This window comes from Streptococcus troglodytae (assembly GCF_002355215.1).
Lineage (GTDB): Bacteria > Bacillota > Bacilli > Lactobacillales > Streptococcaceae > Streptococcus > Streptococcus troglodytae.
This window is the reverse complement of sequence record NZ_AP014612.1, coordinates 586,622-598,614: the sequence shown is the minus strand read 5'-3', so window position 1 is coordinate 598,614 and position 11,993 is coordinate 586,622. Positions and strand designations below refer to the sequence as shown.

Below are 11,993 nucleotides of genomic sequence, written 5' to 3'. Positions count from 1 at the left end.
CATTTCCGAGTAATCTTTGTTTTTCATTCTTCCTTCTAAGCTGTCCACTAGATTTTTGCTAATGGTAAAGCAGTATCTGGCGAGGTATCATAAATTTTAAAATCATGGTCTACAGCCAAATCTGCCTGCATGAGAGCATTCTTCATCGTCATATGGGCTAATTCTTTGACATTGTTTTCTTTACTGAGATGTCCCAAATAAATCTTTTTGTTTTATTCCCCAAAGTTCGAACCATTGTTTCTGCACCATCATCATTTGATAGGTGTCCTTTATCGGATAAAATACGCTGTTTTAAACTCCAAGGGTAGATACCTGAGCGTAAAATTTCAATATCATGATTGGACTCAATCAGATAACCATCAGCATTTTCAATCAGATCTGCCATACGATCACTGACATAACCTGTATCTGTCAATATGACAAAACTCTTGCCGTCTTTCATCAGGCGGTAAAACTGTGGCTGAGCAGCATCATGGCTAACACCAAAGCTTTCAATATCAATATCCCCAAAAGTTATGGTTTTCCCCAGATCAAAGATATGTTTTTGGCTGACATCAATTTTGCCAATCATGCCATCCATAGCTTGCCATGTTGCTGCATTCGCATAGACATCCAAGCCATATTTCCGAGCTAGTACACCTACACCGTGAATATGATCTTTATGCTCATGTGTTACTAAAATCGCATCAACATCGTCTACTTTTCGGTCTATCTCTGCCATTAATTGACTAATTTTCTTGCCTGAGAGACCTGCATCAACTAAAATTTCTTTTGAGGAGTTTCCAAATAAAAACTATTGCCACTTGAACCAGATGCCAGAATGCTGTATCTAAAACCTGTTTCTGTCATGATTCGTCTTCATCTTCTTCCCATTCATCAATTGCATCATTATCGTTTTCATAAGGTAAAACGATGGTAAAGGTCGACCCTTCGCCTTCCTCACTATTGGCCCAAATAAAGCCTTTATGCTGTTTGACAATTTCTTTGGCGATTGCTAATCCTAAACCAGTCCCACCTTGAGCACGGCTTCTCGCCTTATCAACACGATAAAAACGGTCAAAAATAAGAGGGAGATCCTTCTTAGGAATGCCCAAGCCTTGGTCGGATATGGAAAGGATGAGTTGTGTATCTGTTGTCTGCATCGTTACAGTCACCTTACCGCCATCAGGTGAATATTTGATTGCATTATTTAAAATATTATCAATTACTTGAGTCATTTTATCTGTATCAATTTCAATCCAAACTGATTTATCAGGATAATCTCTAATAATTTCGTAAACCTTATTAGTTGATTGCTGACTTTGAATTTGATCAAAGCGATCCAGAATATAATTCATAAAAGCTGTAAAATTCGTCAATTCAACATCTAAATGACTGGTCTGGTTATCAATACGTGATAAGCTAAGCAGATCCGTAATCATACGCATCATGCGATTAGTCTCATCAAGTGATACCTTGATAAAACTAGGAGCCACTGATTCTGTCAGGGCACCATCGTCCAAAGCTTCTAAATAGGACTTTACAGAGGTTAATGGTGTCCTAAGTTCATGACTGACATTAGAAACAAAGAGACGGCGTTCACGTTCTTCTTTTTCCTGTTCAGTCGCGTCATGCAAAACAGCAATTAATCCTGAAATAAAACCACTTTCACGGCGGTTTAAGGCAAAACGAATGCGCAAAGTGATAAATTCATCATATTCATCACGCCGCGTCAGAACAATTTCTGGCGTTTTTGTAATCAAATCATTGTAAGTATAACTATCATCATCCAAAATATCCAGAATATTGCACTCCAATGCCTGCTCACGCGTTACATTCAATTGCCTTTGCGCCATATCATTAATGACGGTAATCTTTCCGCGGCGATCTGTTGCCAAAACACCATCTGTCATATACGATAAAATGCTAGTCAGACGATTTTTCTCCTGCGCCAAATTTTCATGCGTTAAACGGAAAACTTCTGATAAGTCATTAACATTATTCACTAGTTCTGACAAGTCAGAGTTATCCTTAACCTTTAATTTATCAGTATAATGGCCAGTAATCAAAGAACGTACTTTAGCATTTAACTGCTTAACTTGATTATTATTTTTATACTCTCTGTAATTGAGAAAAATAAAATAAAAAAAGAGTAAAATGATTAAAACCGCTAGTAAAATTCGTAAAAATAAGGGACTTGATTCAAACACATTAGTCATATGATTTCATATAGTAACCAACACCGCGTCGCGTCAAAATGTACTCTGGACGACTAGGTGTATCTTCAATTTTTTCACGCAGACGACGAACAGTAACATCAACAGTACGGACATCTCCAAAATAATCATAGCCCCAAACCGTTTCAAGTAAATGTTCACGCGTCATCACCTGACCTGTGTGTGTCGCTAAATGATGCAACAGCTCAAACTCACGGTGAGTTAATTCTACCTCTGTTCCACGTTTTTTAGCAACAAAAGCATCTGGTAAAATTTGCAAGTCCCCAATAATAATTTCAGGTATACCTGAAGCATTTTCCTCAGCCACTGCAGATTCAATATTTTCAGTACGGCGAAGATGCGCTTTTACACGCGCCAGCAATTCGCGATTAGAAAAAGGTTTGGTCACATAGTCATCAGCACCAATTTCAAGACCAATAACTTTATCAAACTCACTGTCTTTAGCCGATAACATAATAATTGGAACGTGGCTGTTTTTTCTGACTTCCTTAGCCACTTCAAGACCGTCTAGTTCTGGTAACATTAAGTCTAATATAATCAAATCAGGATTTTCTTCTTCATATTTACTTAATGCTTCACGCCCATCAAAGGCTGTAATCGTGTCATAACCTTCCTTAGCCAAGTTAAACTTGATGATATCAGAAATTGGTTTTTCATCGTCAACGATTAGAATTTTCTTCATTATGAATACCTCGCTTATGGTCTTAAAATAAAAGTTTATGAAATAAGTAAGAAAGATTAAAAATCGTGCTGTTTATTCATTTTTCCTGATTTTTATATCAAATCTACTTAGAGTAAACTTTATGTTAGAACCATTTTTATTTACTTAAAACTTTACTGCTTAAAGTAACCCTTTACGATTATATCAAAATCAATGGCAAATGAAAACCAACAAGTTTATTTCAAACTATTATAAAAAGTTATCTTACTGAATTTTCTGATAATATTTGACATCCTAAAAAAGGTATGATAGTATAGCAATATAATGTTAGAAAAGCTAACAATAAATTTATGTCAAATAAGGAGAAGACTATGGCACTCATTACCTTTAAAAATGTGGAAAAATACTATGGGGACTACCATGCACTTCGTAATATAAATCTAGAAATTGAAAAAGGACAAGTTGTTGTTTTGCTTGGGCCTTCAGGATCCGGGAAATCCACACTTATTCGTACAATGAATGCTCTGGAATCCATTGACTCTGGCCAACTCATTGTTAACGGTCATGAAGTTACCAACGCTTCAACTAAGGACCTCGTCACACTTCGCAAAGAAGTTGGTATGGTTTTCCAACATTTTAATCTCTATCCTCACAAAACAGTGCTAGAAAACGTGACATTAGCCCCAATTAAAGTTTTAGGAATGGATAAGAAAAAGGCTGATGCTATTGCTGAAAAATATCTCACTTATGTTAACATGTGGGATCGCAAAGATTCCTATCCGGGTATGCTGTCTGGCGGACAAAAACAGCGTATCGCTATTGCACGCGGACTGGCTATGAATCCTAAGTTACTGCTTTTTGATGAACCAACTTCTGCACTGGATCCTGAAACCATCGGGGATGTTTTAGCCGTTATGAAAAACTTAGCTTTAGAAGGCATGAACATGGTCGTCGTCACTCATGAAATGGGTTTTGCACGTGAAGTTGCTGATCGTATCATTTTTATGGCTGATGGGGAAATCCTAGAAGATACAACTGATGTTGATGGTTTCTTTAAACATCCAAAAGATCCACGAGCTCAACAGTTCTTAAGTAAAATTATCAATCATACCAGTGAAAAAGTGAATATCAACCAAAAAGGAGAAAGCGAATGAACATCAAAAAATTTCTCATCAGTTTGGCTGCTCTGATAATGATTGCAACAAGCCTTTCAGGGTTATCCAAGGTAAACGCTGATAATGTAACCTCTCCACAAGTTAAAAAATTAAAAAGGCTGGAGTGCTTAAGGTCGGTGTCAAGCAGGATGTTCCCAATTTTGGTTATTACAATGCTGAGACAGGTAAATACGAGGGAATGGAAATTGATATTGCTCGTAAAATCGCTAAATCTATTGGGGTAAAACTAGAGCTTGTTCCTGTTACGACTCAAACTCGTGAGCCTCTTATGGATAATGGCCAAGTTGACCTAGTTATTGCTACCTATACCATTACTCCAGAGCGTCAAGCTTCTTACAGTATTTCTAAACCTTATTATTATGACCAAATTGGTTTTTTGGTTCGTCAATCAAGCAAGATTTCAAAAATTTCTGATCTAGACGGACTTACTATTGGTGTTTCTCAAGGGGCTACAACCAAGGTTAACCTTGAAGCTTATGCTAAAAAACATCACTTAAAATTTAACTATGTTCAATTAGGAAGTTTTCCTGAACTTGCTATTTCTCTCTATTCTAAACGCATTGACGCTTTTTCTGTTGATAAGTCCATCCTCACTGGTTATGTCAGCAAGCAATCTAAATTGCTAAAAGCTGGCTTTAATACGCAAGAATATGGTATTGCCACTAAAAAATCAAATACTGGCTTAACAAAATATATTAATTATTTATTAAAAAAATGGACTGCTGATAAAAGTCTTGAAAGCATTTATAATAAACATCATCTTGAATCAGCCAAACCAGATAAATAATGAGTAAAGGAAATATTATGCTACTATTTACTGCTACTTCCGGCCCTTTTGCTCTGAGCCGCTGGTCTGCATTTTTTGCCAACTTCGATCAATTTTTAAAGGGTTTCCTTTATACACTTGAAATGTCCTTCTTCGCTTTACTGCTTTCTTTAATTCTTGGTGTCATTTTTGGCGCCATGAGTTCCTCTAAAACTAAGCTTCTTAAAGGGATAGCCCGTGTTTACGTTGAGATTTTTCAAAACACACCATTATTGGTACAATTCGTCTTTGTTTATTATGGGTTAGCCATTATAACAAACGGTGCTGTTATGATTTCAGCTTTCTTTACTGCAGTACTTTGTGTTGGTATTTATCACGGTGCTTACATTGCAGAAGTTATTCGCTCTGGTATTGAAGCTGTGCCTAAAGGACAAACCGAAGCAGCTCTTTCTCAAGGATTTACCTATCAGGAGACCATGAGTCTAATTATCTTGCCGCAGGCCATCAGAACTATCTTGCCACCAATGACTAACCAAGTGGTTAACTTGATAAAAACACATCAACAGTTGCTATTATTTCAGGCGCGGATATCATGTTTACAGCCAAGGCTTGGGCCTACGAAACAACAAATTACATCCCTGCTTTTGCTGGTGCCGCTTTCCTTTATTTCATCATGTGTTTCCCTCTTGCGACTTGGGCTCGACGTAAAGAAGAAGCCAACAAAAAAGCTTATCATTTATAAAGGGAGGCTGACTAATGAAAGAATTATTAACACCTACAAATCTCAATTTTTTACTTCAGGGTTTGTGGCTAACACTTTATATCTCCTTTATTTCCATTGTACTATCTACCATTTTGGGAACGATTCTAGCTGTTATGCGCAATGGTAAAAATAAACCACTAAGATGGATTGCTAGTATTTATATTGAGTTCGTCAGAAATGTTCCTAATCTTTTATGGATTTTCATCGTTTTTCTTGTCTTTCAAATGAAATCCACTCCTGCTGGAATTACTGCCTTCACCGTTTTTACCTCTGCAGCTCTAGCGGAAATTATCCGAGGCGGATTAAATGCTATTGATAATGGACAAACTGAGGCAGGACTTGCTCAAGGATTAACCAATTCTCAGATTTTTATTTATATTATTTTCCCTCAGGCTATCAGAAAAATGCTGCCAGCTATCATTTCCCAATTTGTAACTGTTATTAAAGATACTTCTTTTCTTTATTCTGTTATTGCCCTTCAAGAATTATTCGGAAAAAGTCAAATTTTGATGGGAAAATATTTTGAAGCTGATCAAGTCTTTGCTCTTTATGGGATTGTTGCAGTAACTTATTTTATCATTAACTTTATCATTTCAAGTTTTTCTCGCCGTCTTGCTAAAAAGTGGGAACAAGCAACTGACTAAAAATCAGTCTGGAATTTTGATATCCAGACTGATTTTTACTTTGTTTTTAAAAATGCAGCAGCATTAATTTGCCTTAACTTGTCCTGTCGCATAATCAAAGGTCAAACCGCTCTGAACATTAGGAATAAAGACATTGAACTCTAGACTACCATCTGATGATTTGGCTTCTAGATGACTGCCACTGGCTAAAATATTATTGTTGCTATCATAAATAAGAGTCACACGGTAACGGACACGCTTATGACGATCCAAAGCTTTTCTAATCAGTGTTTCATAATAATTTTGTCCCCTTGAGTTTGAACTATTGGCTTCATTAGCCCAAGCTGCTTGTGTTGCTACATTTTGAGGATTACTCGTTGAAGCATCAAATCGTTTCAAACCACCAACCAAAGCATAAGCCAATAAGTGTCCACGATCAACTGCGTGATCATAGTCACCCGGCAAATCATAAAGCTGATGCCAGCCTGCTGGCTGCCAATTTGTCCTGCCATTTCCTGTCTCTTGGCGGTTTCGGTACTGACAAGTCATTTTACTCAGCAAAGCATTCGCCACTGTTGGTACCATCTGACCTTGTACTACCTTAGTTTGATTATTGGCATAGGGCTGACTAGCGATATCAGCATTGAGATCAGTCTTATTATGATTAATAATGAAAGAACCTGCGCCACTCCATTCAATTCGTCGTCCCAAGGCATTTTTTACTGTATCTGTCATAACAGTATTGGCTAATTCTTGACTGGGAGTCGCTTGATGGCTCTTTGATCCATTTGAAGATATGACCTTATTTTTGCCTATCAATAATTGGGCAGCTTGTTTTATAGGGTTACTATCAGCAATATGATTACTGGTTGCAATATAAGTACAAACAAATATGCTCAAAGCAGCCAGAAGAGATAAGTATAATTTTTGCGGTTTTCGCTGAGACTTGTTCGTTTTTCTAGTCATAGAAACTCCTCTAAAAATACCATTAAAAAAGTAGGCTAATCCTACTTTCCAGTGAATTTATCAATGATTGACTGCCATTTATCCCAGGATAAGATAGATAAAGGGTTTCTACCCTCACCAATAAAACTATAACCAATCATTAGACCGATTGCCAGAAAAACGAGACATAAGAGAGCAATGAGAACAACAAAAGCTAATTGATTTCGAACATATTTCCAACCACTATTCATCCTATTCTCCATTAACACGACTAATCGTTGCACCAAGCTTAGCCAGCTTTTCGTGAAATTGATAATAACCGCGATCCAAATGATTTAACTTGCCGACAGTTGTTTTACCATCAGCCACCATACCTGTTAAGATAAGAGCAGCACTAGCTCGCAAATCAGTTGACATAACTTGAGCACCTTGCAGTTGTTCACCACCATGAATCATGGCTGTATCACGTAAAATTTCTGAAGTGAGCCCCATTCGTCGCATTTCCTCTAAATGTTGAAAACGATTCTCAAAAACTGTCTCGATCATTGTTGATTCCCCCTTAACGACTGCCATTAGCGCTGTAAACTGCGCCTGCATATCCGTTGGAAAACCGGGGTGGGGCATGGTTTTAACCGTTACAGGTCTGAGTTTGGTCACATCAGATATCACTCGAATACCTCTTTCTTCTTCAGTGACTTGGACACCCATTTCTCTTAATTTAGAAATGAGAGGACGATTGTGTTCCCACACAGCATTCTTAACTAAAACATTTCCATTGGTCATAGCCGCTGCAACCATGAAGGTTCCTGCTTCAATACGATCTTGCACAACACTGTGATCAGTACCGTGCATCTCATCAACACCTACAATAGTTAAAGTCTCAGTCCCTGCACCAATGACTCTGGCACCCATCTTATTTAGAAGATTAGCTAAGTCAACGATTTCAGGTTCACGTGCTGCATTTTCGATAATCGTTGTTCCATCAGCTAAAGTAGCAGCCATCATAAGATTCTGAGTTGCACCAACACTTGGAAAATCCATGTAAATGTTAGCACCCTTTAAGCGATCGGCAGTGGCCGTAATATCACCACCTGTCTGTTGAATCTTAGCTCCCATAGCTTCTAAGCCTTTTAAATGCAAATCAATGGGGCGGCTGCCAATTGTACAGCCTCCAGGCATAGAAACCTTAGCATGACCATTTCGTGCTAAAATAGGTCCCAAAACAACGATAGATGCTCGCATTTGACTGACATATTCATAAGGAGCCACATCTAAAATATCACCTGTTGCGTCTATCAATAGTTGATTCTTTTCTTCATCGAAATCAACGGCAACATTTAAGCCGCGTACAACATTGTTCATGGTAAAAACATCAGACAAATTAGGTACATTCTTTAGAAGCGTTTGCCCCTTTGTCGGTAAAATGGCCGCTGCCAATAGCGGAAGGACGGCATTTTTCGCCCCTTCAATAATGACTTCCCCTTTAAGTTGTGTTTTTCCGCCTTCAATAATTATTCTATCCACGAATTTCTCCAATCATTATAATTTATTCTTGCATTATACCATAATAAAGACACTATTCGAATAAATTAAATCGCAAAAAAGATATCTTGACTTAACGAAATGACAGACCAGATAAAAGTACTGACCATATAACCAATGACAATGCTAATAAACAGCAAAAACAATTTGAGACGTCCTATATTTTCAGAAGCTTGTTTAACAATTTTTCCCCAATCAAATAAATTAATCAGAAGGTTGTAAAAAAATAGCAATAAATATAAAATGACTCATCAACATGATACTATTTCGTAAAATTTCCATAACTCTATTATACCAAAAAAGAGAGCGGATAAAAATCAGTAAAGCGTCATGAAATGGCGATGTCAATTTTGTTGTTTAGCTTTCCGCAAAGTGATAGGTATTGTATTGATGATCTGGTATTCATGGGATTAGATAAGCTTTGATGGTTCCGTAAGCCTAAAAATTAAGATGCGAAAATTCCATCAACTACTATGTTAAATAAAAACCTCTGCACAACAAAAAAAGCTGGAGCACTTTTTGTTCCAGCCTCTTTTTTGTTTCTTATTTAGATCCTACATTTATACGGTTAAGCGCACGCCGCAAAGCAACCTGAGCACGTTGAACTTCATCAATACGATGTTGCTCTTTAGCTTCTTCAATTGCTTTTTCAGCACGTTTTTTAGCACGTTCTGCCCGAGAAAGATCAATATCACGTTCACGCTCAGCTGAATCCGCAACAATGGTCACAAGATTGTCTTTAATTTCAATAATGCCACCATTAACTGCAACCCAATCAACATGACTGTCATCATCAATACGTTTAATTTTCATCTCGTGAACCTCAAGGGGGGCAATTAAATTTTCGTGATTTGCCAAAACTCCCAATTCACCATTTGGCGTTTTAACCAAAATGAACTTGGCATGATGATCATATTTTAAACCATCTGGCGTTACAATTTGTACAGTCATTTCTGCCATTTGATCACCTCATTCAAACACCCATCTTCTTGGCTTTTTCCACAACATCCTCAATAGCTCCAACACTTCGGAAAGCATCTTCTGGAAGATCGTCATATTTTCCTTCGAGAATTTCCTTAAATCCACGAACAGTTTCAGCAACAGGAACATAAGAACCCGGCTGTCCTGTAAATTGTTCTGCAACATTGAAGTTTTGTGAAAGGAAGAACTGAATCCGACGCGCACGGCCAACCAGAGTCTTTTCTTCATCGGATAACTCATCCATACCAAGAATAGCAATAATATCTTGTAACTCACGATAGCGCTGCAGAACATGCTGCACTTCTGTAGCAACATCATAGTGCTCTTGACCAACAATTTCAGGTGAGAGAGCACGTGAACTTGAGGCTAAAGGATCCACGGCTGGATAAATCCCCATTTGCGTCAGACGGCGTTCAAGGTTGGTGGTTGAATCTAAGTGAGCAAAGGCTGTAGCTGGCGCAGGGTCAGTGTAGTCATCGGCTGGCACATAGATAGCTTGAATGGATGTAACAGAACCTTTCTTAGTTGATGTAATCCGCTCTTGTAATTGCCCCATTTCAGTTGCTAAAGTTGGCTGGTAACCAACAGCTGACGGCATACGGCCAAGAAGGGCTGACACTTCAGAACCTGCTTGTGTGAAGCGGAAAATATTATCAATGAAAAGAAGCACATCCTGACCTTCTACATCACGGAAATATTCAGCAATGGTGAGACCAGTAAGAGCAACACGCATCCGTGCTCCAGGCGGTTCATTCATCTGACCAAAGACCATAGCTGTTTTTTCAATAACACCAGATTCCTTCATTTCCCAATAAAGGTCATTTCCTTCACGTGTCCGTTCACCAACACCAGTAAATACCGAAATCCCGCCATGCTCTTGAGCAATATTATGAATTAACTCCTGAATCAAAACGGTCTTTCCGACACCAGCACCACCGAAAAGGCCGACTTTACCACCTTTAAGATAAGGGGCAAGAAGGTCAATAACTTTAATTCCTGTTTCTAAAATCTCAGTTGAAGTTGATAGATCATCAAATGATGGTGCCTTTTTATGAATTGGCTGACGTTCAACATCTTCTGCAAAAGGTTTATCAAGGTCAATCGTATCTCCAAGAACATTAAAGACACGACCTAGTGTTTCTTTTCCAACCGGAACACTGATAGCACGACCCGTATCAAAGACTTCAAGCCCACGCGTTAAACCATCAGTTGACTCCATAGCAATGGTACGAACTAGTCCATCACCAAGTTCAAGGGCAACTTCAAGAACAATTCTTTGAGACTTGTCACCATCTTTATAAACGACCAATGCATTATTAATCTCAGGAAGTTTATCATCTGTCGCAAATGCAACATCAACAACAGGACCAACTACCTGAGCAATTTTGCCTGTGCTCATTTTTTTCTCCTTTTAAAGTATTAGATTAGTCTAGGGCATTGGCACCCGCAACAATCTCTGTAATTTCTTGTGTAATCGCAGCTTGACGCACACGATTATATAGTTTTGTTAAATCTTCAATGACCTTGTCTGCATTATCTGTTGCAGTCTGCATAGCTGTCATACCTGCAGCATGCTCTGCTGTTTTAGCATCAATAATTGCTCCATAAATCAAACTTTCTGCATATTGAGGTAAGAGTTGTTCCAAAATAGCTTCTCGACTAGGTTCTAATTCGAAGTTAGCGATATTGTCTTCACTAGCTTCATCTGCATCCAAATCAGAGATAGGAAGCATTTTTTCAACACGAACCTGACTGGTTAAACTATTAATATGATGACTGTAACAGACATAAAGTTCATCAAAAAGCTCATTTTTGTACATTTCAACAGACTTGGAAATGATACGGTTAACTTCTTCAAAACTGGGATTATCTTCCAACCCACGTAATTCAAAAGCTACTGGAATATGACGAGCTCTGAAAAAGTCCGATCCCATTCCACCAATAGAAATGATGGTATAATCATCACCCTTTGGATGATAATCCTTAATGGTATCCATAACAGCTTTTAGGATGGTTGAATTGTAGGCACCAACCAAACCTTTATCAGAAGTAATGACAATATAAGCCGTCTTCTTAATTGGACGTGAAATAAGCATCGGATTGCTGGAACCCTTCCTCAAATCAGAATGTAAAAGATCCGTTGTAATTTGACGAATTTTTGAAGCATAGATTTGAAAATCTTTAGCAGCTTGTTCAGATTTTACCAATTTAGCAGAAGACACCATTTTCATGGCACTGGTAATTTTCCCCGTCTTTTGTGTTGAAGTAATTCTTGCCTTGATTTCACTAAGAGAGCCTGTCATACTAGATCCCTCCCATTA

Annotated in this window: 11 protein-coding genes and 3 pseudogenes; 4 read left to right on the top strand and 10 right to left on the bottom strand. The window is 38.0% G+C overall.

Features of this window, described 5'->3' with window-relative positions; translation table 11 throughout:
- Positions 1 to 47: 47 nt before the first annotated feature.
- The 3 genes and pseudogenes from walJ to vicR all read right to left on the bottom strand — a co-directional run bounded on the left by walJ (position 48) and on the right by vicR (position 2,898).
- Positions 48 to 849: pseudogene (gene walJ / locus SRT_RS03150) on the bottom strand (exodeoxyribonuclease WalJ).
- Positions 846 to 2,198: a cell wall metabolism sensor histidine kinase VicK gene (gene vicK / locus SRT_RS03145; RefSeq protein WP_128833005.1), complete on the bottom strand. Its 1,353-nt coding sequence runs from the start codon at positions 2,196 to 2,198 to the stop codon at positions 846 to 848. The pseudogene walJ and the gene vicK overlap by 4 nt, the downstream one beginning before the upstream one ends.
- Positions 2,191 to 2,898 (bottom strand): cell wall metabolism response regulator VicR, encoded by a 708-nt coding sequence (gene vicR / locus SRT_RS03140; protein ID WP_002262930.1) that lies wholly within the window; start codon positions 2,896 to 2,898, stop codon positions 2,191 to 2,193. Before vicR ends, vicK begins: the two co-directional genes overlap by 8 nt.
- A gap of 350 nt (positions 2,899 to 3,248) precedes the next feature.
- Between vicR and SRT_RS03135 the strand changes: the two genes are divergently transcribed.
- The 4 genes and pseudogenes from SRT_RS03135 (at position 3,249) to SRT_RS03120 (ending at position 6,225) form a co-directional block, all read left to right on the top strand.
- Positions 3,249 to 4,031 (top strand): amino acid ABC transporter ATP-binding protein, encoded by a 783-nt coding sequence (locus tag SRT_RS03135; RefSeq protein WP_128833004.1) that lies wholly within the window; start codon positions 3,249 to 3,251, stop codon positions 4,029 to 4,031.
- Positions 4,028 to 4,839 (top strand): annotated as a pseudogene (locus SRT_RS03130) (transporter substrate-binding domain-containing protein). The gene SRT_RS03135 and the pseudogene SRT_RS03130 overlap by 4 nt, the downstream one beginning before the upstream one ends.
- 17 nt (positions 4,840 to 4,856) lie before the next feature.
- A pseudogene (locus tag SRT_RS03125) lies at positions 4,857 to 5,560 on the top strand (amino acid ABC transporter permease).
- Positions 5,561 to 5,574: 14 nt separating this feature from the next.
- A complete protein-coding gene (locus tag SRT_RS03120; RefSeq protein ID WP_128833003.1) occupies positions 5,575 to 6,225 on the top strand; it encodes an amino acid ABC transporter permease in 651 nt (216 codons plus the stop codon).
- 63 nt (positions 6,226 to 6,288) lie between these two features.
- Here SRT_RS03120 and SRT_RS03115 read toward each other — a convergent pair whose 3' ends face one another.
- From SRT_RS03115 to SRT_RS03085, 7 genes are all read right to left on the bottom strand, one after another.
- Positions 6,289 to 7,170 (bottom strand): DNA/RNA non-specific endonuclease, encoded by an 882-nt coding sequence (locus SRT_RS03115; protein WP_128833002.1) that lies wholly within the window; start codon positions 7,168 to 7,170, stop codon positions 6,289 to 6,291.
- Positions 7,171 to 7,211: 41 nt separating this feature from the next.
- Positions 7,212 to 7,400 carry a DNA-directed RNA polymerase subunit beta gene (locus SRT_RS03110; RefSeq protein WP_128833001.1) on the bottom strand — a complete coding sequence of 63 codons (189 nt, stop codon included), beginning with the start codon at positions 7,398 to 7,400 and terminating at the stop codon, positions 7,212 to 7,214.
- 1 nt (position 7,401) lies between these two features.
- Positions 7,402 to 8,673 (bottom strand): UDP-N-acetylglucosamine 1-carboxyvinyltransferase, encoded by a 1,272-nt coding sequence (gene murA, locus SRT_RS03105; protein ID WP_128833000.1) that lies wholly within the window; start codon positions 8,671 to 8,673, stop codon positions 7,402 to 7,404.
- 65 nt (positions 8,674 to 8,738) lie between these two features.
- Positions 8,739 to 8,924: a DUF1146 family protein gene (locus SRT_RS03100; protein WP_373276253.1), complete on the bottom strand. Its 186-nt coding sequence runs from the start codon at positions 8,922 to 8,924 to the stop codon at positions 8,739 to 8,741.
- A gap of 310 nt (positions 8,925 to 9,234) precedes the next feature.
- Entirely contained in the window at positions 9,235 to 9,651 is a 417-nt protein-coding gene (locus SRT_RS03095) for a F0F1 ATP synthase subunit epsilon (RefSeq protein WP_002262939.1), read from the bottom strand.
- Between the two features lie 13 nt (positions 9,652 to 9,664).
- Complete coding sequence (gene atpD, locus SRT_RS03090; protein ID WP_128832999.1) at positions 9,665 to 11,071, bottom strand: F0F1 ATP synthase subunit beta; 1,407 nt, start codon at positions 11,069 to 11,071, stop codon at positions 9,665 to 9,667.
- 25 nt (positions 11,072 to 11,096) lie between these two features.
- Entirely contained in the window at positions 11,097 to 11,975 is an 879-nt protein-coding gene (locus SRT_RS03085) for a F0F1 ATP synthase subunit gamma (protein ID WP_128832998.1), read from the bottom strand.
- Positions 11,976 to 11,993: the final 18 nt, after the last annotated feature.